Below are 22,362 nucleotides of genomic sequence, written 5' to 3'. Positions count from 1 at the left end.
ACGGTCGGTCATGGCCCAGGGAGGACCTGAGGGTCAGTGCGGTCGCAGGGCGTCCAGTGCGGTGAGGGCCACGTGCAGTTCGGTGCGCTGTTCGCCGGATTCCAGGTCGCGTTCGAGCAGTCGCTCGATGGTCTGCAGGCGCTGGTAGAGGGTCTGGCGGGACACGCCGCTTCGGCGCGCGGTGGTCGTCTTGCTCCCGGCGGCGTCCAGGTAGTGGCGCAGGGTCGTCACCAGGTCGGTGCCGTGGCTGCCGTCGTGGTCGATGAGCGGGCCGAGTTGTCGTTCCACGTAGTCCTGGACGCGAACGTCCTCGCGCAGCGCGTAGAGGAGTTGCGGCAGTCCGATGTCGGCGAGCTCGCGGAAGGGCTTGTCCTGGGAACCCGGCGGTGTCGCCTCAGCCGCACGGGCCGCTTCGCGGAACGAGCGGGCGATGTGGGCGATGTCGGCGGTCTCGGAGCCGACGCTCACCACCGCCCGCGGATACTGATCCAGCACGATGCGACTCAGGTGTTCCACCGTGGGGCGCCACGGCCTGGAAGCAGGCGGGGCCAGCAGGATGCCGATGCGGCCGGAGGCCAGGCCGCCGACGAGGGCGGGGTTCGCGGTCGCCGTCAGTTCCTTGGCCAGCCGGTCCTCCAGCTGCGCGCCGGCCTGCTCATCGATCTCGGCATCGACGAGCACCGCGAGGTAGCGGTCTGCCTGAGGTGGCAGGCCCAGTGCCGTGGCGCGTGCCTGGGCTTCGCCCGGGGAGCGGTGGAGTTGCTCGGCGAGGTCGCGCAGGAGCGTGCGGTGTGCTCCGCGCTCCCAGGTGGTGGAGTGGATGAGGCGGGCGATGGTCAGGGTCATCGCCGTCCTCTCCAGTACGGTCACGTCTTCGGGACCGAAGGGCGAGGGCCGGGCCGGTGACGACGGTGTGGGGATCAGGGCCACGCGGCCCCAGCGTTCGCCCCGGTATTCGACCGGGGCGGTGAGCCAGCCCTCGGGACCGAGGACGGCCGGGTGGTCGGACGGAGGGGTCGAGCGGGAGCGCTGTTCCCAGTCGGTGAGCGCGTCCGCGGCACTGGTGCGGTCGCAGGGTTCGCAGATCATCGCCTGGTGGACCAGGTTTTCCAGGACGATGGTGTGCCCGCTCGTCCGCGCCGCCGTGCGCAGCACTTCCTCGGGGTCGGCGCCGCGCAGTGCCAGGGCGGTGAAGGCTTCGTGGATCCGCTGGGTTCTGCGGATCGCCTCGGTCTGGTTGCCGAGGATCAGGGTGTGGACGACCTGGGTGACCTCCAGAAAGTTGACGTCCCGGGAGAGGGTGACCAACGGCAGGCCGCGGGTGCGGCAGGCGTGGACCAGTGCGTCGGGCGGGCGGTGGTAGCGCCGTACGAGTTCGATGACCAGGGCCGCCGCTCCGATCTCGGCGAGTTCGTCGACGTACCGCCGTACTCGGGAGGGTTCCTCGGGCAGGGGCATACCGGTCGTCAGGACCAGCTCGCCGCCCTTGAGGAACGAGGCGGGGTCGGTCAGTTCCGTGATGTGCACCCAGCGGACCGGGCGGTCGAGACCGGCCTCGCCGGTGACGACGTGCGGCCGGCCCGCGGCCATGACGGGCAGCTCCAGGACGTCCGCGACGGTGAGCAGCGGGGGCCTGCCTCCCGGGTGTGGCCGGGCCGCCGTCTGTTCCGCGTCGCTCACGGCGCCTCCCTAAGTGCCCCCCGTCACTGTGACAAACGGCGCCCGACCTGCGCAAGGGCTGCCTGAGGACACCGGGCGGGAGTCCCTGCGGCGGGGCAGGAGGTCTCAGGGTTGACAGAACGTCCAATCCTAAGCGGTCCGGCGAACAGATCAGTCGTTGCCCCGGGGAGGGCCCCCGGAGATGCTCGGTGTACCGACGCGGCTCCCGCGACCGATGACCCATGGCTGGAGACGAACATGACCGATCTGTCGCCGCACCTTCGCCAGGCCACTCCCGTGACGGCGGTCCGTGGTGAGGGCGTCCACCTGTACGGGGAGGACGGCCGCCGCTATCTCGACTTCACCGCGGGCATCGGCGTCACCAGCACCGGTCACTGTCACCCCAGGGTCGTCGCCGCTGCCCAGGAGCAGGTCGGCACGCTCATCCACGGGCAGTACACGACCGTCATGCACCAGCCGCTGCGCCGACTCGTCGACCGGCTCGGCGAGGAGCTGCCGGCAGGGCTGGACAGTCTGTTCTTCACCAACTCGGGCAGTGAGGCCGTCGAGTCGGCGCTGCGGCTGGCCCGGCAGGCCACCGGCCGGCCGAACGTCCTGGTCTGCCACGGCGGGTTCCACGGCCGGACCGTGGCCGCCGCCTCCATGACCACCTCCGGCACCCGCTTCCGGTCCGGGTTCTCGCCGCTGATGAGCGGGGTGGTCGTCACCCCCTTCCCGACGGCCTTCCGCTACGGCTGGGACGAGGAGACCGCCACTCGCTTCGCCCTGAAGGAGCTCGACTACACGCTGCAGACGATCTCCTCGCCCGCCGACACGGCCGCGATCATCGTCGAGCCGGTGCTGGGGGAGGGGGGCTACGTGCCCGCGACCCGCGCGTTCATGGAGGGGCTGCGCGAGCGCGCCGACCGGCACGGCTTCCTGCTCATCCTCGACGAGGTGCAGACCGGCGTCGGCCGCACCGGCCGGTTCTGGGGGCACGACCACTTCGGCGTCACCCCGGACATCCTCGTCACCGCGAAGGGGCTGGCCAGCGGATTCCCGATCTCCGGCATCGCCGCCTCCGAGGAGCTGATGACCAAGGCGTGGCCGGGCTCGCAGGGCGGTACGTACGGTGCCAACGCCGTGGCGTGCGCGGCGGCCGTTGCCACGCTGGACGTCGTACGCGACGAGAAGCTGGTCGAGAACGCGGAGGCGATGGGCGCCCGGCTGCGGGACGGCCTGGAGGCGGTCGCCGACCGGACGCCCGCCATCGGCGACGTACGCGGGCTCGGGCTGATGCTGGCGACGGAGTTCGTCACCGAGGACGGCAGCCCCGACCCCGAGACCGCGGCGCGGGTGCAGCGGGCGGCGGTGGACGAGGGCCTGCTCCTGCTGCTGTGCGGGGCCTGGAACCAGGTGGTGCGGATGATCCCCGCGCTCGTCGTCGACGAGACGGCGATCGACGAAGGGCTGCGGGCCTGGGCGGCGGCCGTGGACACCGGGGTCTCGGCGCCATGAGCGCCGGTCCGGACTTCCTCACCGGCGACGCGGCGGCTCTGCCGCCCCGCCCCGGGGCCGGCACTTCGACGGACGCGACGGACGATGCCCCCGTCGAGGAGTCCCCCCGGCACGCGAGCGGACGACAAGGGGGCGGTTCACTCCGCCGACCGCCCCGTCCCGCACGTGCGGATGGCGACGTACCCGCCGGCGCCGAGGCACTGGTGCGGCTGCTCGCCGCGACCGCGCCCGGAACGCGGGTGGAGACCGGCGCCGGACGTACCGCCGCCTATTCCTACGACGCGTCCAACTACCGGGTGCCTCCGCAGGCCGTGATCTTCCCGCGTTCCGCCGCCGACGTGTGCGCCGTGCTGCGGGCCTGCCGGGAGCTGGGCATCCCCGTCACGGCGCGGGGTGGCGGCACCAGCATGGCGGGCAACGCCGTCGGCCCGGGTGTCGTCCTGGACTTCTCCCGCCACATGAACCGGATCCTCGACATCGATCCGGAGGCCGGCACCGCCCGGGTCGAGGCGGGCGTGGTGCTCGACGAGTTGCGGACGGCCGCCGGTCGGCACGGACTCACCTTCGGCCCCGACCCGTCCTCCCACAGCCGCTGCACGCTCGGCGGCATGATCGGCAACGACGCGTGCGGCAACCGTTCCGTACGGCACGGGAGGACCGGCGGTCACATCGAGTCCCTGGAGATCGTCACCGCCGACGGGACCCGTGCGGTCGCCGACCACAGCGGACTACGGGCGGTCGATCCGGCGGACGAGGAGTACGTGGCCCGGCTCGCCGACCGGGCGCGGCGGCTGGTCGAGGACAATCTGGCGTTGATCCGCACCGAACTCGGCCGGATTCCCCGCCAGGTCTCCGGCTACCAGCTCCAGCACCTGCTGCCCGAGCGCGGCTTCGACATGGCCCGCGCCCTGGTCGGCACCGAGGGCAGCTGCGCGGTCGTCACCGCCGCGACCGTGCGTCTGGTGGCCACGGCTCCCGCCTCGGCGCTGCTGGCCCTCGGCTACGACGATGTCGTCGAGGCGGCCGAGGACGTACCGCAGATCCTGCGCTGGTCACCCACCGCGGTGGAGGGCATGGACGAGGCCATCGTCGCCACCATGCGCGCCCGACGCGGTCCGGACTCCGTCACCGGGCTCCCGGATGGTCGCGCCTGGCTGTACGTCGAACTCGACGGCGAGGACGAGGCCACGGTCACCTCCCGCGCCGCCGAACTGCTGGACGCCCTCAAAGCCGCCGGCCGGATGACCGACGGGCGGCTGGTGGAGAGCGCCGGTGAACGGCGCTCCCTGTGGCGGGTCCGTGAGGACGGCGCCGGCCTGGCCGCCCGCCTGGTGGACGGCGGTGAGTCATGGCCGGGCTGGGAGGACGCGGCGGTCGCGCCGGACCAACTGGCCACCTACCTGCGGGACTTCCGAGCGCTGCTGGCCGCGCACGAGCTGACCGGGGTGCTGTACGGGCACTTCGGCGCGGGCTGCGTCCATGTGCGCATCGACTTCGACCTCGCCACGGACCCCGGACGTGTCGCTGCCCGCCGTTTCCTTCAGGAGGCGGCCGCGCTGGTGGTCCAGCACGGCGGGACGCTGTCCGGCGAGCACGGCGACGGGCGAGCCCGCGGTGAGCTGCTGGAGGTGATGTACAGCCACCGGATGATCCAGGCGTTCGCCGCCTTCAAGCGGGTCTTCGACCCGGACGGGCTGCTGAACCCCGGCGTCATCGTGGCACCGGCCGTGCTCGACGCGGACCTGGCCCTGCACACCCCGCCGGTGCCTGACGGCCGCCCGACGCTCTTCACCTTCCCGCACGACGAGGACGGCTTCGCGGGGGCCGCCCGCCGATGCGTGGGTGTCGGCCGCTGCCGCTCCGACGCGGCCGCGGGCGGGGTGATGTGTCCCAGCTACCGGGCCACCGGCGACGAGAACGACTCCACCCGGGGCCGGGCGCGAGTGCTCCAGGAGATGCTGCGCGGCGAGACGATCCAGGACGGGTGGCGCTCGACGGAGGTCCGCGACGCCCTCGACCTGTGCCTGTCGTGCAAGGCGTGCTCCACCGACTGCCCGGTCGGCGTCGACATGGCCACCTACAAGGCCGAGTTCCTGCACCAGCACTACAAGGGGCGGCTGCGCCCCCTCTCCCACTACTCGCTGGGCTGGCTGCCGTTCACCGCGACCCTCGCGGGTTACGCCGCGAGGCCGGTCAACGCCCTGCTGCGCGGGCCGCTGGGAAAGCTGCTCGCCCGCCTCGGCGGCATCACCCGCCGGCGCGTCATCCCGCCCTTCGCCTCCCGGCGAGCGCTGCGGGCCGTCCTGAGGGACGCCTTGCCCGCGTCGCCCGCCGCGGCGGTGCGGTCCGCCGGTGGGGTGGGTCCGGCCGCCGTGCTGTTCGTCGACAGCTTCACCCGGGTGTTCCGGCCGCAGGTGGCCGGGGCCACGAGCAGGGTGCTGGCCGACGCCGGTATCCCGTGTGCGCCCCGGGACGGGCTGTGCTGCGGGTTGACCTGGGTCAGCACCGGACAGTTGTCGGTGGCCCGCCGGGTCATGGCCCGTACCGTGGCCGAGCTGGACAGCGGTCCGGGCAGCGGGCTGCCGATCGTCGTGGCCGAGCCCAGCTGTGCCGCCGCGCTGAAGCGCGACGTACCCGAACTGCTCGGCACCGAGGCCGCCCGCCGGGTCGCAGCCCGCGTCCACACCCTGACCGGTGCGCTGACCGACCTCGCCGCCCCCGACTGGAGCCCGCCGCCGCTGCCGGACTCGGTACTGCTCCAGACGCACTGCCACGAGTACGCGACCTTCGGCAGCCGCCGGCCGCGTGATCTGCTGGCCCGCCTCGGCATACGGAAGGTGACCGAGGCGGAGGGCTGCTGCGGTCTGGCCGGGAACTTCGGCTTCGAGGAACAGCACTACGACACCTCGATGGCCGTCGCCGACCTGTCGCTGCGACCCCGCCTCGACGAGGCGGCCGCCGATCGGCGGACCGTGGTGGCCGACGGCTTCAGCTGCGCCACCCAGATCGACCATCTCGACCGGCTCGCCGGCGGCCGGGGAACCCGGGCCGTCCATCTCGCAGAGCTCCTCGACCCCGCTGCCGCTGCCGACCAGCCAGGAGAAACAACGTGACCATCCTGAACGACGTACCCAAGCAGCTGTTCATCGGCGGCAAGTGGCTGGACGCGGAGGGCGGCGCCACGATGCCCGTGGACGACCCCGCGACCGGCGAGATTCTGTGCCATGTCGCCGACGCCGGCCCGCAGGACGCCCGGCTCGCGGAGGACGCCGCCGTTGACGCGCAGGAGGAGTGGGCTCGTACGGCTCCCCGTGCGCGCAGCGAGATCCTGCGCCGGGCCTACGAGATCATCCTCTCCCGCACCGACGAACTCGCCCTGCTGATGACCTCCGAGATGGGCAAGCCGCTGGCCGAGGCGCGGGGCGAGGTGGCGTACGCCGCCGAGTTCTTCCGCTGGTTCTCCGAGGAGGCGGTGCGCGTCGACGGCGGCTTCGGCACGCTGCCGGACGGCCGAAACCGGATGCTGCTGATGCGCCGTCCGGTCGGGCCGTGTCTGCTGATCACCCCGTGGAACTTCCCGCTGGCCATGGGCACCCGCAAGATCGGCCCGGCGATCGCGGCGGGCTGCACGATGGTGCTCAAGCCCGCCCCGCAGACACCGCTGTCCAGCCTCGCCCTGGCCGGGATCCTGCGGGAGGCGGGCCTGCCCGACGGTGTGCTGAACGTCGTCACCACCTCCCGCGCCGGAGAGGCGATCGAGCCGCTGCTGCGCGGAGGCAGGATCCGCAAGCTCTCCTTCACCGGCTCCACGCAGGTCGGGCGGATCCTCCTCGCCCAGTGTGCGGACACGGTGGTACGAGCCTCCATGGAGCTGGGCGGCAACGCCCCGTTCATCGTCTTCGACGACGCCGATCTGGACGTGGCCGTGGACGGCGCCATGACCGCCAAGATGCGCAACATGGGCGAGGCGTGCACCGCCGCCAACCGCTTCTTCGTGCACCACTTGGTGGCGGAGGAGTTCGCGCAACGCCTGGCCGCGAGGATGGGGGCGCTCGTCGTCGGCCCGGGCACACGGGACGGCGTGGACGTGGGCCCGCTGATCGACGAGGCGGGCCGCGCCAAGGTGCAGGAGCTGGTGGCCGACGCCGTGGAACGGGGTGCCCGGGTGCTGGTCGGCGGTGTGACGCCGGACGGTCCGGGCCGTTTCTACCCGCCGACGGTGCTGGCCGGCGTGGACCCGGGCAGCCGGTTGATGGACACGGAGATCTTCGGGCCGGTGGCGGCGATCCTCACCTTCGACGACGAGGACGAGGTCGTACGCCGGGCCAACGACACCCCGTGGGGTCTGGTCGGCTACGTCTTCACCGAGGGACTGGACCGCGCCCTGCGTGTGGGCGAGCGGCTGGAAGTCGGCATGGTCGGCGTCAACACCGGTCTCGTCTCCAACCCGGCCGCGCCGTTCGGCGGGGTCAAGCAGTCGGGTCTGGGCCGTGAGGGCGGCCGGGTCGGTATCGAGGAGTTCCTGGAGTACAAGTACCTCGCGGTGCCCGTGCGTTGACGGCCGCTGCGCGGGCGGGAGCCGCCCGCGCACACCGCTGCCGGGCGGCACACCAGCGGTGAGACGTCCGACGCCCGTTCCGGGCGTCGGGCTGTCCGGCCTCCATCGTGAAGGCCCCTGTTCGGCTCAAGCCTCTGCCCAGCCCAGCGTTTGGCATGCGGGGCTGGCGCCCCGCCGTGCGGGAATCGCCTCCGGAGAGGTGCGGGACGGACGGCCTCCGTGTGTCGATCGGATCCACGGCCGCGGCATGCTCGGGGTCGAACGTGTGCCCCGGCCAGGACGGCACCATGTCGGGGAACGTCATCCGCCCGCGGGCCGGATCGTGCCGACGCCACCGATGAGCTGCCGGGCACACGTACGCCTGCAGGCTGACGTCGGGTAGCTGTCGGGTAGACGTCAGGATGAGGCGCGGGGCTTGACGTAGTGCGTTCGCAGCAACGGAAATGTCGGCAGGTGCACGACGACGGGAGGCGTCCGCCCGGGGAGTCTGGTGAGGTCCCCGAGATCAGATGTGGAGTCCTCCCACCCGTGGCTACCTTCCTTTACCGACTAGGCCGTCTGGCCTTCCAACGACGCTGGTTCGCCGTCCTTCTGTGGATGGGGGTGCTGGGCGCGGTCGGCTTCGGCGCTGTCACGGCACCCGCTTCGGCCGAGCAGAACAACTCCATGCCGGGGATCGAGTCCCAGAGGGCCTTCGACCTGATGGAGCAGCGCTTTCCCGGGGCGAAGGCGGACGGGGCGAACGCCCGGGTCGTCTTCGTCGCCGAGGACGGGCAGAAGGTCACCGCGGCGGAGAACCGGGCGACCATCGAGAAGTTCGTGGACGAGGCGGCCGACGAGAGCCAGGTCGCCAGTGCCGTCAGCCCCTTCCGGGCGCAGGCGGTGAGCAAGGACGCCTCCACCGCGTATGCGACCGTCACCTACAAGGTGAAGGCCGACGACCTCACCGACGCTGCCAAGAAGGCACTTGAGGACGCCATCGAGCAGGCCCGGAATTCGGGCCTGACTGTCGAGGTCGGCGGCAGCGCGCTGGCGACCCAGCCCGCCGCGGGCGGCTCGGCCGAAGTGATCGGGATCGTCATCGCCGCCTTCGTGCTGGTGATCACCTTCGGCTCGCTGACCGCCGCAGGGCTCCCGTTGCTGACCGCGATCATCGGTGTCGGCGTCTCCATGGCCTCGATCCTGGCGCTCGCGAGCACATTCGGCCTGTCCGCGACGACCGGCACCCTCGCCGCGATGCTCGGTCTGGCGTGCGGTATCGACTACGCGGTGTTCATCGTCTCCCGCTACCGCGAGGAGCGCGCCAAGGGACACGCGCCCCAGGAGGCCGTAGGCATGGCCACCGGCACCGCCGGCTCCGCGGTGGTGTTCGCCGGCCTCACCGTCGTCATCGCGCTGGCCGGACTCTCCGTCGTCGGCATCCCGATGCTCACGAAGATGGGCATGGCCGCCGCGGGAGCGGTCGTCGTCGCGGTCATCATCGCGCTCACCCTGGTCCCGGCCCTGCTCGGCTTCTGGCCCAACGCCGTCCTGTCCCGCAAGGCCCGCAAGCGCGGGAGCATCGAGGAAGGCGGCGAGAACAACGGCGGCAGCCGCTGGGCCCGGTTCGTGCTGCGCCGCCCCGTCCCCATCCTCCTCGCCTCCGTCGCGGGCCTGGGCGCCCTCGCGGTACCCGTCATGGACCTTCAGCTGGGCACGACCGGCGACGAGGCCAAGCCCACCTCCACCACCGAGCGACGCGCCTACGACGACCTCGCCAAGGGCTTCGGCCCCGGCTTCAACGGCCCGCTGACCATCGTCGTGGACGCCAAGGGCGCCGACGACCCGCAGGCCGCCGTCAAGGTCGTCGAAGACAAGATCGGCGCCACCGGGGGAGTGGTCTCCGTCTCGGCCGCCCGGTTCAACGCCGCGGGCGACACCGCGATCTTCTCCGCCGTCCCGTCCACCGCGCCGACCAGCACGAAGACGAAGGACCTCGTCCAGACCATCCGGGACGAACGCCCAGCCACCGAGTCCGCCACCGGAGGTGCGAGCTTCGAGGTGACCGGCACGACCGCGCTGAACATCGACATGGCGCAGAAGACACAGAGCGCGTTGGTCCCCTACCTCGTCGTGGTGGTGGGCCTGGCCATCCTGCTCCTGATGGTGGTCTTCCGCTCCGTCCTCGTGCCGATCAAGGCGGCCGTCGGCTTCCTCCTGTCGGTGCTCGCGGCTCTCGGTTCCGTCGTCGCGGTCTTCCAGTGGGGCTGGGGCGCCTCGCTCCTCGGCGTGGAGACGACCGGCCCCATCATGAGCCTGATGCCGATCTTCCTGGTGGGTATCGTCTTCGGACTGGCCATGGACTACCAGGTCTTCCTCGTCGCCCGGATGCGGGAGGCGTACGTCCACGGCGACGGGCCGGGCCAGGCGGTCGTCACCGGGTTCCGGTACAGCGCCCGGGTCGTGGTGGCCGCCGCGCTGATCATGATGGCGGTGTTCTCCGGGTTCGTCGGCGCCGGCGAATCCATGATCAAGATGATCGGCTTCGGACTCGCCATCGCCGTCCTGTTCGACGCGTTCGTCGTCCGCATGGCGTTCGTCCCGGCCGTCCTCGCGCTGCTCGGCCGGAAGGCATGGTGGATGCCCCGCTGGCTGGACAAGGTCCTGCCCACGGTGGACGTGGAGGGCGAGGCGCTCAGCCACCAGCCCTCCGCCGTCCCCGCGCAAGTCGACGCCACCGAATGGGAATCGGCTCGCGTGTGACCGTCCAGGCGCCGACGAGGGCCCCCGCGCGACCACGGGTGCCGTCGTTGGCGCTTTACGCGTGGTGGCCCCCACCATGGCCCCAGATCACTCCGATGGGAGAACCCGATGGCCGCCTACGTGCAGCGATACGCGGAGGGCCACCCCCGGGTCGCGGATGCGGTGACGGCGGTGATGCTGTTGGCCGTCTTCCTCGCGGGAAGCGAACTCACGGTACCCGGCTCACGACAACCGGGGAGGCTGTGGCCCGCCGTGCTCCTGGCGGGAATCTCCTGCACCACGCTGCTCTGGCAGCGCAGCCACCCCCGCATAGCCGTCCTCGTGACCGCGGCCTGCGTGGGGGCGGCCAGCGGGTTGGGATACCTGCTCACTCCGCTGATCATGGCGCCGGTCATGGCCGCGCTCTACTGGTTGGCCCTCGGCACCGACCGGAAGACCACCCGCGTCTTCACCCTCGCCGTCCTGATCCAGCTGGTCACGACCGCAGTGATCGCGGACCCCGCCGACCATCCGCTGGCCTACCGGACGATCGCTCCCACGGCCTGGGTGTTGCTGCCGGTCGTCACCGGAGGTGCGGTCCGGCTGCGGCGCGCCTACGTGCAGGCCGTTCAGGCCCGCGCCGAGGCTGAGCAGGCCCGCGCCGAGTACGCCGAGCGGACCCGCGAGGAGGAGGCGCGGCACCGAGTTGCAGAAGAGCGGATGCGCATCGCCCGCGAGCTCCACGACGTCGTTGCCCACCATTTGGCCCTGGCCAACGCCCAAGCGGGCACCGCCGCGCACCTGGCGGACACCAGCCCCGACCTGACCCGGACCATCCTCGCCGACCTCGCCGGTACCACCTCCTCCGCCCTGCGCGAGCTGAAGGCCACCGTCGGCCTGCTGCGCCAGCCGAACGACCCCGACACGCCTCTGGATCCGTCTCCCGGACTCGCCCGGCTCCCCGATCTGGTCACCGCCGTCGAATCCGCCGGTCTCAAGGTCACCGTCACCACCGAAGGCGAGCCGCGCCGGCTCTCGCCGGGAGTGGACCTGACGGCGTTCCGGATCGTGCAGGAGGCCCTGACCAACGTGACCAAACACGCCGATGCGGCAGCCGTACACGTACGGCTCGTGTACGCGCAGGACCGGCTGAACATCACGGTCACCGACGACGGCGCCGGCAAGACCCCGGCACCACTCGTGCCGGGCACCGGCTTCGGCCTCATCGGTATGCGTGAACGCGCCCACTCGGTCGGCGGTGATCTGGATGCGGGTCGCCGACCGGAAGGCGGCTTCGAAGTCACCACGGCGTTGCCGCTGTACTCGGAGAGCCCGGAAGAAGACCGCGAGGCGTGACGGCATCCGCGTCCTGACGACAGGCCGTCGGTGGACCGGCTTCTTGGTGTTGTAGGTGCAGCGCGAACTGTGCGGCACGGACTGTTCCTGTATCCCTGTCGGCCGCGAGGCTGTCGGGCTTCGTGCGCGGCCTGCCCGGCCCGATGCGCGAAACGCGGATCCTCTCCAGCACGACCTCGAACTGTGCGCAGTCCGCCCGCCGCCCGTCGGCACAGGCTCATCCACGAGAGCCCAGAAAAAGTCGGGCAGTGATGTCGAGAACCCGTGACTGGCTCCGTCCCCGCTGTGAACGCGACCAGAATGGGTCGCATCAGCATCGAGGAGAATTGTGATGGCCAAGTACTTGCTGCTCAAGCACTACCGCGGCGCCCCGGCTGCGGTCAACGACGTGCCCATGGACAAGTGGACGCCGGAGGAGATCTCGGACCACGTGCAGTACATGAACGACTTCGCGGCACGGCTCGAGCAGACCGGCGAGTTCGTCGACAGCCAGGCGCTCGCCCCCGAGGGGACGTTCGTCCGGTACGACGGCGAGGGGCGCCCGCCGGTCACCGACGGCCCGTTCGCCGAGACCAAAGACCTCATCGCCGGCTGGATGGTGATCGACGTCGACAGCTACGAGCGCGCCATCGAGCTGGCCGGGGAACTGTCAGCCGCCCCGGGGGCGGGCGGGAAGCCGATCCACGAGTGGCTCGAGCTGCGCCCGTTCTACGGCGTGTCGCCCACCATCACGGAGTGACCTCCCGGATGAACGAGGTCCTGATCCGGAGCCTCACGCCGAGCGTGCTCGGAATCCTCGTCCGCCGCGGAGCCGACTTCGCGGCGGCCGAGGACGCCGCGCAGGACGCGCTGGTCGAGGCGGTCCGCGTCTGGCCGGCCGACCCGCCGCGGGACCCGAAGGGCTGGCTGGTCACCGTGGCCTGGCGCAAGTTCCTCGACGCGACCCGCGCGGACACCGCCCGCCGCCGACGGGAGGAGAGCGTCGACGAGGAGCCGGCGCCGGGGCCCGCGCCCGCGGCGGACGACACGCTCCAGCTCTACTTCCTGTGCGCCCACCCGTCGCTGACGCCGTCGTCCGCGGTCGCGCTCACGCTGCGCGCCGTGGGCGGGCTGACCACCCGCCAGATCGCCCAGGCCTACCTGGTGCCCGAGGCGACCATGGCGCAGCGCATCAGCCGGGCCAAGCGCACCGTCTCCGGCGTGCGGTTCGACCAGCCCGGCGACGTCGCCACCGTGCTGCGCGTCCTCTACCTGGTCTTCAACGAGGGCTACTCCGGCGACGTCGACCTCGCCGCCGAGGCCATCCGGCTCACCCGGCAGCTCGCGGCCGCGATCGACCACCCCGAGGTGGCGGGGCTGCTCGCCCTCATGCTGCTCCACCACGCCCGTCGCGCCGCGCGGACCGCGCCCGACGGCAGCCTGGTGCCGCTCGCCGAGCAGGATCGCGGCCGGTGGGACACCGCGTCGATCGCCGAGGGCGTCGAGATCCTGCAGGCGGCCCTCGCCCGCGACCGGCTGGGCGAGTTCCAGGCCCAGGCCGCCATCGCGGCACTCCACGCGGACGCGCCCACCGCCGAGGAGACCGACTGGGTGCAGATCGTCGAGTGGTACGACGAGCTCGCGGGCTTGACCGACAGCCCGGTCGTCCGGCTCAACCGCGCGGTGGCCGTCGGCGAGGCGGACGGACCGCGCGCGGGCCTGGCGGCACTCGCGACGCTGGACGACACACTGCCCCGCCACACCGCGGTGGCGGCGTACCTCCACGAGCGCGACGGTGACCTGGCGACGGCGGCACGGCTGTACGCCGACGCGGCCCAGAAGGCACCCAACCTCGCCGAGCGCGACCACCTGACGCGCCAAGCCGCCCGGCTGAACGCCCGGGGGCCCAGCTGACGGGGCGCCCTCGGACACTCCCGCGGCTCTCGGCTCGGCCCGTGGCCGAAGCGGTCGCCTCACAGTGGAGCAGAAACCAGCAGCACCGCCTCGGCCGCCACCACGGCCTTCGAACTGGTCCCTCGGCCCCCGTGAACGGGGAACAGGACCAGCCGAAGGCCGTACTCACGTTCGCTGCACTGCGAAAACGCTGGTCAAGTGCGAGTCGTCATCGGCACCGAACCTTGAACGGCAAGGTCGGAGTCTGTTGCCAAGGCGCCAGAGGGCCGGGGCCCGCGGTGCGGGATCTTGCTCGGTGCGGCGCTACTCCTGCGGTCGCATCAGGTGCAAGTCCTCACCCCATGCGTCCACGACCATGCCGTGCCCGGCCCGGCGGGCCACTGCCTCGACCTGGGTGAAGAGATGACGTTGTGTGGACGCGTCGCCCGTTTGTGAAACGCGGCCCGCAGCGTCGAGGAGCACGCCGGTGTCCCAGCCCGGCAGCGGGAATCGGTCAAGCTCCCACTGCAGGTACTTGTTGTAGGGGCGGGGGCGGCGGTCGAGAGTGAAGAGCAGCTCCAGCAGGAACCTGATGCTGTCGGCGGCATCGAGTCGGGCCGCGAGCGGATGTCCGTCGCGGTCGTTCTTGAGCGACCGGTAAAGGGAGTTGGCGTACGCATCGAGCCACTGGCCCGCCTGGCGGAAGGCTTCATCAGCGTCGAGCTGTGCCGTGCCGGCCAGGATCTGGGCGATGCCTCCGTCGAGCCGGTCGAGCACGATCAGGGCACGGGCGAGGGCGTACCGCTCGAAGCCGGGCATTGCGGCGACGCGGAACTCGTCGACGGTGAGGACGACGAGGTCGAGTTCTGGGGTGCGGTGCCCCGTGAACCGGGTGGGGGCCGTTGCCGCGCCATCGGCGAGGACGACGTACAGGTCGTGGTCGGAGTGCTCGGTGCTCATGCCCTCGTGGGCCTGCGACCCTTTGAGGACAAGGCCGACGACAGCTGGATCAGCGGCGGCGAGTTCGACGAACGCGTCGTAGGTGATGGGCTGCTGCACAGTCATTGCGTGATCTCCGGTGTGGTGATGACGGGTATGCCAGCCAGGCGACCCCGAACGCATCGGGGTCGCCCGCACCGTCTGCGGCGGCGCTTGGCCACCGCCCGGAAGATCAACGCACGTGCGGACTCTACCGGCCGTCCAGCTGAGGCGTCTCGCATTCGGCCGCCTCAAGCGGGGTAAGTGGCAGGTCAGTTCGGACTGCGGCCCACCGCGTCATGGCGCCACCGCGGCAAGTGTGTGCTGCTCTCTCATTCTTTCGAGCTTTCAGGCCTCAGAGGCGCGAGCAGTACATGCTTACTCGGGACACTGCAGTCGGCACGGCCGCATCTGCCGCTTGAGTATCTTGATCCGGGTCGCATTTCCTTCGCCGACGCCGGAGCCCAGGGCAGCGTGAGCCCGGCGATGACAGCGTCGAGGTCGCCTTTTCGGTGAGCGGCGAAAGCCTTGAGACCGGGGAGGACCGGAACATCCCCTCAGCTGGGCCCGTACGTCAGCAGGCACTGGTGTTGCGATGTTTCCGTCGGCGGTGCCGCCGGCCAGATCCGCCGCCACCGCGCCCCCCGGCGGCCCCCGGTCGCCCTGCGCGACATGATCCGCCAGGCCCTCAACTCGAGGGCTGGGCCAACCCTGGCCGCTGCTTGAAATATGTCGTTACGATGGCTCTTCGCGCCGGGGGGCGCGGGGGTGTGGGGAGCTGCCATGTCGAGTGCGGAAATTTTGGTCGGGCGCGTAGCAGCACAAGCCATCAAACCACTGTTCGACCGTCTCTATGCTTACCTCGCTCAAAGAGGTCTTGCGAAAAGCGACCTGTACATCAGCTATAAGCGAAGCATGGACAGCGTCCAGCGGCGCCCCGCTGCGCTGCTGGGAACACTGAACGATTTGCCGGAGGGGCTAAATCTCGAGCAAGTCGGAGCGTTCCTGGAGACGCCGACACTCAGGGCGATAACTCAGCAACTCGTCGCTGCCGAGATACTGGAAAATACCGCAGCGCGCGACAAGTTGAAGGTCGCCCTGCGTAGCGAACTTCGGCACACTTTTTCTGAGTCGGGCGGCAGAGATGTGGCTCTGAACCAGTATGCCGAAGTTCTGTTCACGGTTCTGGGCTCACACGCGGCGGGGGCTGCGGAAGTTCTGGTGAACAAGACCAAGGCGACGGTGCAGGTTGTCAACTGGGCGCAGCAGACTCTCATACAAGCCACATTGGAGAGCACCGAGAAGTACGTCGCACTGCTCACTGCACCCGGACGTATCGATGCGGAAACCCGTCGACGCATGATCGAGGGCTATAGCGTTGCGTTCAACGGTATCCACGAGAGAGTGGTGCTGCCGGACCTCAAGAATAGAACCACTGTTCACTATGCCGACCTCTATGTGGAGCCTGATTTCGAGCAGCCCACGAACCGGCAGGGTTCTTCGATCATTTCAATCAACCAAATGCTCGAGCGAGTCAATAGAACGGTCATCCTGGGAGATCCGGGAGCGGGAAAGTCGACTACCACGGCGATACTGGCTCTGCGACTGCTGAACGAGCGAAAGCGAGTTCCCTTCTATCTCGTGATGAAGGAACTCGATATATCCCGCTCCGGATTCTCCGTCATTGGCGCGATCGAGAAGCGGCTTGCCGAGCGATACAACACTCCCCTCCCGCGAGCGCTGGTGGAAGAGCTGCTACTCGACGGATCCGCCGTCCTGTTCTTCGACGGTCTCGATGAGCTGCTCAATCCGCAGAATCGAAGGCTTGCTTCGGAGGTGATTGAATCCGTCAGCAGGCTGTATCCACTGTCCACCATCGTGGTCACCTCCAGACGCGTGGGATATGAAGCGGCACGTCTGCAGGGACCGATGTTTCGCGTCTACAAACTTCACCCCTTCACGGACCCGCAGGTGCAACACTACGTCAGGAACTGGTTCTCCCTGACCGGAGAACTTGTTCCGCCGGCCGTCAGCAGGGCCGTGGAGCACTTCATCGAGCAGAGTGGTTCCATACGCGACTTGCGTAGCAATCCCCTGATGCTCGCATTCATGTGTGTGCTCTATCGGAGGTCGGGATACAATTACATTCCGCGCAGTCGTCCGGAATTGTACAGTAAATGCGCGGATCTCCTGCTGGGTGAGTGGGATCTGCATCGCGGGGTAGTTGGGAATATCGTCGACCTGCAAGTTGTCAAGATCGCACTCTCGGAGCTTGCCTATCCGGTACTGACCGACCCGGCATACCGGGCCGGTTTCACCGAGGATGATGTCCATGACCTACTGGACCGCTATCTGGACGACAGGGGCATGGATGCCGAACAAGCCAGGGCGTTCGTCGATGAGATGCTGAACGTTTGCCGCGGACGTGCGTGGATGTTCACGGACGTTGGCACCGGAATCCGGGGGGAAGAATACTTCAACTTTACTCACCAGAGCTTCCGTGAATACTTCGCTGCCTGGTTTCTGAACCGTAATCACGAAACCCCGGAGGCACTGGCAGACGTCCTCTTCCCATATATGCGCGAAGGTCAATGGGAAATCCTTGCGCAAATATGCATAAGTATCTGTGACATCAACACGCGCAACGGCGGAAGCCGGGCTGTACGCAGACTGCTGAGCCGATGCGAAGAGCTCGAGGGAGCGCAGTCAAACGTTCTGGATGTTCTGTTGAGGTCAGTGGACGTCGTGGAGCTCCGACAAGACGTGCTCGAATCCCTTGTCCGTCGTGTTGTGATGGACGTCGCCGCCAAGGGAGTGCATCTGCAGTGGACTGCGCTGTCCGGAATGCTGGCGCCGTCATTCCGACACGAGGCGAAAGTTCCACGGGCACTGGAGGCGGCCTTCCGCAACTGCCTCGAGACAAGCTCCAACAAATTCTTTCTTGAAATCGCCTGGCTTGCGACCCACTTGGAGGAGGTGACGCCGCCCGACTGCAACCTTGATACAAGGATCAGGCTGCAGGAAGTTGCCGATCGCCTCTCAACGGGTTGGGACCACCGACTCCGTTCCCTGGGGCCCGACCCCCTTGCCAGAGAGTTGTGCCTGCGGCGAAGTGTCCTCGCCGAGGATTCGATCAGTCGAAGCATGGATCTTCCGGACGCGTACCTCGATCTTTTCCGGAGCGTGGGCGCGCAGACCAGAATTGGGCCGAGATTCTCATCCCTCTGGCTGACCGCGTCGATGGCCAGTGAACGGCGGAAGGGACAGCTGGGCCCAGGGAGAGCGGCGAAAATACTGGGAGAGCTGGGAGATTCCTACGAAGAATGCGGTCTGCATCTTCGCGATCTCGATCGTCCATGGCGCGGGAGCAGTTTCGAGCAGGAGGCAGAACTGCTGCTGCTCTCCACCAATGGAATAGAACGTGCCCTGCGTTACAGCCTCGGTCATCGGCTGGAAGTTCGCACAGGGCTGGCCGTCATCGTTCTCGGCATCCTTGATGCATTCGACGTTTTCCGCATCTCCTCCGGTTACGACGAGGGGTCAACGGATGCTCTGACCAAGCGCCTGCGACAGGTGCATGAACTGTTGGTCACGTTCAGTAGATGGCTTCCGCCTGGCATCACGGACTTCATTGCGGAGGTGGGGTCGGGAATGTATGGCGGTGACCATGTTTGGAAGGAACGGCCGATCGATGAGTACGACCTCGGCGGCTCCTGAAACTCAGGAACGCCATGGCCCCGGCGTCCAGGCCGGATGCGCAGTTGCCTGACCATGTGAGTGCGTGTGGGAGCGGTGCACGGAGCCGGTCGGCGTGCACCCGGCGGGCGGCGCCGCGTGCGCCGTTGAGGGCGGAGCTGATCCGAGTAGCGCAGGGCGGCGAGGGTGCGCGGCGCACCTGGCCGGCAGCACCGCCGACAGGGACATGGCGGCACCAGTGCCCGGTGCGACGCGAACAGAGCCTTGTTGGGCTCAAGACGATTCGCGGACGACCAGCTCCGTGGGAAGCGTGACGTGCCGACGCGGCTCCTCGGGATCGCCGATCTCCTCCAGAAGGATGTGGGCGATCATGCTGCCGATCTCCTCGACGGGCTGACGCACGGTGGTGAGGGGCGGATTGCTGTGCCGGGCGATGATGGAGTCGTCGAATCCGACCACGGCCACGTCGTCGGGGACGCGCCTGCCTTGCCTGCGCAGTTCCGCCAGCGCCCCCGCCGCCATGACGTCCGAGGCGACGAACACGGCGTCGAGTTCCGGGACTCGTTCAACGAGTGAACGCATCGCGGCCTCGCCGCCCTCCTCGGTGAAGTCTGCCGAGGCCACGAGCCGGTCCGAGGCCTCGTGGCCCGCCTTCTCGAGGGTCTCGCGCCAGCCCTGGAGCCTGCTGCGCGCCACGTCCATGTCGAGCGGTCCGCTGATGGTGGTGACCGTCCGACGCCCCCGCGAGAGGAGGTGGCTGACCGCTGTCGCGGCCCCGCCGGTGTTGTCGGAGTGCACGTGGCTGAGGGACTCGTCGGGGGAGCGGCGCCCGGCGAGGACCGTGGGCAGCCCCATGTCCTCCAGCAGCCCCGGCAACGGATCGTGCTCGTGCACCGACACCAGGAGCACCCCGTCGACACGCCGCTCGGCCACCGACTCGGTGAGTTGGTCCCGCTCGGCCTGGTCGCGCACGAGCACCAGTTGCAGTTGTGTCCGGGTCTCGGCGAGGGCGGTGCTGACCCCGCGGATAACCGCCGAGAAGTAGGGTTCCGAGCCCAGCCTGCTCGCCGACTCGGGGATCACGAGGGCCACGGAGTTCGTCCTGCTCGTCACCAGTCCCCGGGCAACCGAGTTCGGTACGTAGTTCAGCTCGGCGATGGCGGCGAGCACGGCGGCCCTGGCCTTCTCGCTGACGAGCTCCGAGCCGTTGATGACTCGTGAAACCGTCGTGCGTCCGACACCGGCGCGCGCGGCCACGGTCTTGATGGTCGGGCGTTGCCTGCCCCCCATGACGCCTCCCTCGTTCTGCGGTGCCCGGACGGCTCTCACCTGCGCGCATTGTGTCAGACGGCGCCTGGCGTCCGCAGGGTCGGAGCGTGGAGGCAGGACACCCTCCCGCAACGAAGTGGATTCGACTTCTTGACAGACACCTTTCGCGGCGGCCAGGCTTCGAGGTCCTGAGTGGGAACGTTCCCATCGCAGTTTGGGAACGTACCCACCGGACAAATCGTGCCTACGGAGCGGACCGTGGGGCTCGAACTCCGGTGCGTCAGCGCCGCCGCTAGGAGGACGAAATGAACAAGCTCCGAAGGAAGTCGCGTACGAGAGTCGTGGCCGCCGTGTCAGCTGTGTCGGCTCTCGGTCTGGTCGTGAGCTGCGGGGGCAGCGACGGGGGGACCGGTGGGGGGAAGAAGGACGGCAAGGTCACCATCACCATGGGGCTCTTCGGCGTCATGGGCTTCAAGGAGACCGGTCTGCTGGACCAGTACATGAAGGAACACCCGAACGTCGTCATCAAGGCGGACGTCGCGGGCGACGAGCAGACCTACTACACCGCCCTGCAGACCCACTTGGCAGCCGGCAGCGGACTGAAGGACATCCAGGGCATAGAGATTGGTCGGGCCAAGGAACTGTCCGACACGCAGAAGGACAAGTTCGTCGACCTGGCCGGCGTCACCGGGACGGACCACTTCCTTCCGTGGAAGCAGAGCCAGGTCACCACCGCGGACAAGAAGGTCATCGGCCTCGGCACCGACATCGGCCCGATGGCGGTCTGCTACCGCAAGGACCTCTTCCAACAGGCCGGCCTGCCCACCGACCGCGACGAGGTCGCCAAGCTGTGGGAGGGCGACTGGTCGAAGTACGTCGACACGGGCAAGCGGTTCAAGCAGAAGTCGAAGGCCGACAAGGTCGCCTTCATGGACAGCTCCAGCGGACTGTTCAACGCCATGATCTACGGCAACTCCCAGCAGTTCTACGACAAGGAGGGCGAGCTGATCTACGCCACCAACCCTGTCGTGAAGGACGCGTGGAAGCTGGCCTCCGAGGCGGCCACGTCCGACCTGACCGCGAAGCTCCGCCAGTTCCAGCCCGGTTGGGACCCCGGCCTGGCCAACAGCACCTTCGCCACCACCGTCTGCCCGGCGTGGATGCTCGCGCACATCAGCGAGAAGGCGGGCCCGAAGAACAAGGGCAAGTGGGACGTCGCCAAGGCGCCCAAGGGCGCCAACTGGGGCGGAGCGTTCCTCGGCGTGATGGAGAAGAGCCCCGTCAAGAAGGAGGCGCAGGAGCTCGTGGCCTGGCTCACCGCCCCCGAGCAGCAGGCCTACCTCTTCAAGAAGATCGGCAACTTCCCCTCGTCGCAGACCGCGTTGTCCCTGCCCGAAGTGGTCGATGCCAAGTCGGACTACTTCAGTGGCGCGCCCATCGGCAAGATCTTCAGTGCCGCGGCCCAGGAGATCCCCGACGAGCAGGTGCTCGGCCGCAAGGACGGCACCATCAAGGACATCTTCTCGCAGGGCCTGACCTTGATCGAGGCGCAGAACAAGAGCTCGAACGAGGCATGGAAGACCACTGAGACGCGCATCGAGAAGGCCGCCGGCTGACCTCGGGCCCCGTTGTCCGTCCTCCGCAGCAGCCCGGCGCCCCACACGGCCCGTGTGGGCCGCCGGGCCCCCTGCCCGCCTCCCTCATCCTCCAGGAAGGACGCCTTCCGGTGGCCATCTCCACCTCGACATCCCCAGACGGTGCGCCCGGCACCGCCCTGCCGGCCGGGACCGGCACCGGCGGGGACCGTCAGCGGCGCAGTACGCTGCTGCACCGCCTCGACGTCCGCGGCGCGCCGTACGCGTTCATCGCCCCGTTCTTCGTCGTCTTCGCCGCCTTCAGCTTCTACCCGCTCATCTACACCTCGTGGATCTCCCTGCACCGCGTCGAACTGTCCACCCTGAACCTCATGGAGTGGGTCGGCTTCGACAACTACACGGCGCTGTGGGACGACGATCGCTTCTGGAACGCGCTCCTCAACACCATCACCATCGGCGTCCTGTCGACCGTGCCGCAGCTGCTGATGGCGCTCGGGCTGGCCCACCTGCTCAACTACCGGCTGCGCGGCTCGACGTTCTTCCGCGTCGCCGCGCTGACGCCGTACGCCACGTCGGTGGGTGCCGCTGCCCTGGTGTTCACGATGCTCTTCGAACGCGACTTCGGCATGATCAACTGGATGTTGAGCCTGCTCGGAGTCGACAACATCGACTGGGAGAACAACAAGTGGGCCGCGCAGACGGCCATTTCCTCGATCGTCATCTGGCGCTGGACCGGCTACAACGCCCTGCTCTACCTCGCGGCGATGCAGGCCATCCCGCGCGACCGCTACGAGGCCGCGGCCATCGACGGCGCCTCGCGGTGGCAGCAGTTCCTGAAGGTCACCGTCCCCGGCATCCGCTCCACCATCGTGTTCACCATCGTCCTGTCCACGATCGGCGCCACCCAGCTCTTCGGTGAGCCCCTGATCTTCGGCCAGGGCCCGAACGGCATCACCGGGGGAGCGGACAACCAGTACCAGACGCTGGGACTGCTGCTGTACGAGGAGGGCTGGAAGAACTACCAGATGGGCCGGGCCGCCACGGTCGCCTGGGCGATGTTCCTGCTGCTCATTCTCGTGTTCGTCGTCCAACGAGTCGTCAAGCGCGTCACCGCGCGCAAGGCCTGACCGGGAGGTTTCC

General features: G+C 69.1%; 13 protein-coding genes. 10 read left to right on the top strand and 3 right to left on the bottom strand.

Annotated features, from left to right (window positions below; translation table 11 throughout):
- Positions 1-33 precede the first annotated feature (33 nt).
- Positions 34-1,680 (bottom strand): PucR family transcriptional regulator, encoded by a 1,647-nt coding sequence (locus ACFWWR_RS07955; RefSeq protein ID WP_383869742.1) that lies wholly within the window; start codon positions 1,678-1,680, stop codon positions 34-36.
- Positions 1,681-1,917: 237 nt separating this feature from the next.
- On the opposite strand from ACFWWR_RS07955, the gene ACFWWR_RS07950 reads away from it, so the two are divergent.
- The 7 genes from ACFWWR_RS07950 (at position 1,918) to ACFWWR_RS07920 (ending at position 13,705) form a co-directional block, all read left to right on the top strand.
- A complete protein-coding gene (locus tag ACFWWR_RS07950) occupies positions 1,918-3,177 on the top strand; it encodes an aspartate aminotransferase family protein (RefSeq protein WP_384302504.1) in 1,260 nt (419 codons plus the stop codon).
- The gene (locus ACFWWR_RS07945) at positions 3,174-6,290 is read left to right on the top strand and encodes an FAD-binding and (Fe-S)-binding domain-containing protein (protein WP_384302502.1); all 3,117 of its coding nucleotides are present in this window, start codon (positions 3,174-3,176) and stop codon (positions 6,288-6,290) included. The genes ACFWWR_RS07950 and ACFWWR_RS07945 overlap by 4 nt, the downstream gene beginning before the upstream one ends.
- 5 nt (positions 6,291-6,295) lie before the next feature.
- Positions 6,296-7,735, top strand: a complete 1,440-nt coding sequence (locus tag ACFWWR_RS07940) for an NAD-dependent succinate-semialdehyde dehydrogenase (RefSeq protein ID WP_383869868.1) — start codon at positions 6,296-6,298, stop codon at positions 7,733-7,735.
- Between the two features lie 528 nt (positions 7,736-8,263).
- Positions 8,264-10,477: an MMPL family transporter gene (locus ACFWWR_RS07935; protein WP_383869751.1), complete on the top strand. Its 2,214-nt coding sequence runs from the start codon at positions 8,264-8,266 to the stop codon at positions 10,475-10,477.
- Positions 10,478-10,585: 108 nt separating this feature from the next.
- On the top strand, positions 10,586-11,812 hold the full coding sequence (locus tag ACFWWR_RS07930; protein WP_384302500.1) for a sensor histidine kinase: 1,227 nt from the start codon (positions 10,586-10,588) through the stop codon (positions 11,810-11,812).
- 331 nt (positions 11,813-12,143) lie between these two features.
- Positions 12,144-12,551 (top strand): YciI family protein, encoded by a 408-nt coding sequence (locus ACFWWR_RS07925; RefSeq protein WP_383869756.1) that lies wholly within the window; start codon positions 12,144-12,146, stop codon positions 12,549-12,551.
- 8 nt (positions 12,552-12,559) lie between these two features.
- Complete coding sequence (locus ACFWWR_RS07920) at positions 12,560-13,705, top strand: RNA polymerase sigma factor (protein ID WP_384302529.1); 1,146 nt, start codon at positions 12,560-12,562, stop codon at positions 13,703-13,705.
- A 303-nt stretch (positions 13,706-14,008) separates the two neighbouring features.
- Here ACFWWR_RS07920 and ACFWWR_RS07915 read toward each other — a convergent pair whose 3' ends face one another.
- Positions 14,009-14,749 (bottom strand): hypothetical protein, encoded by a 741-nt coding sequence (locus tag ACFWWR_RS07915; protein WP_383869762.1) that lies wholly within the window; start codon positions 14,747-14,749, stop codon positions 14,009-14,011.
- A 696-nt stretch (positions 14,750-15,445) separates the two neighbouring features.
- On the opposite strand from ACFWWR_RS07915, the gene ACFWWR_RS07910 reads away from it, so the two are divergent.
- The gene (locus ACFWWR_RS07910) at positions 15,446-18,379 is read left to right on the top strand and encodes an NACHT domain-containing protein (RefSeq protein ID WP_383869765.1); all 2,934 of its coding nucleotides are present in this window, start codon (positions 15,446-15,448) and stop codon (positions 18,377-18,379) included.
- 252 nt (positions 18,380-18,631) lie between these two features.
- Here the strand turns inward: ACFWWR_RS07910 and ACFWWR_RS07905 are convergent, their stop codons facing one another.
- Positions 18,632-19,648, bottom strand: coding sequence for a LacI family DNA-binding transcriptional regulator (locus ACFWWR_RS07905; RefSeq protein WP_384302498.1), 1,017 nt, complete (start codon positions 19,646-19,648; stop codon positions 18,632-18,634).
- A 284-nt stretch (positions 19,649-19,932) separates the two neighbouring features.
- On the opposite strand from ACFWWR_RS07905, the gene ACFWWR_RS07900 reads away from it, so the two are divergent.
- Both ACFWWR_RS07900 and ACFWWR_RS07895 read left to right on the top strand, forming a co-directional pair.
- Positions 19,933-21,243 carry an extracellular solute-binding protein gene (locus ACFWWR_RS07900; RefSeq protein WP_383869769.1) on the top strand — a complete coding sequence of 437 codons (1,311 nt, stop codon included), beginning with the start codon at positions 19,933-19,935 and terminating at the stop codon, positions 21,241-21,243.
- 110 nt (positions 21,244-21,353) lie between these two features.
- Positions 21,354-22,349 carry a carbohydrate ABC transporter permease gene (locus ACFWWR_RS07895; RefSeq protein WP_383869772.1) on the top strand — a complete coding sequence of 332 codons (996 nt, stop codon included), beginning with the start codon at positions 21,354-21,356 and terminating at the stop codon, positions 22,347-22,349.
- The last annotated feature ends 13 nt before the right edge of the window (positions 22,350-22,362 follow it).

Origin of the sequence: Streptomyces sp. NPDC058678, from assembly GCF_042714835.1 — a bacterium.
Taxonomy (GTDB): Bacteria; Actinomycetota; Actinomycetes; order Streptomycetales; family Streptomycetaceae; genus Streptomyces.
The sequence above is the reverse complement of the archived record's forward strand: the minus strand, read 5'-3'. Positions and strand labels throughout refer to the sequence as shown.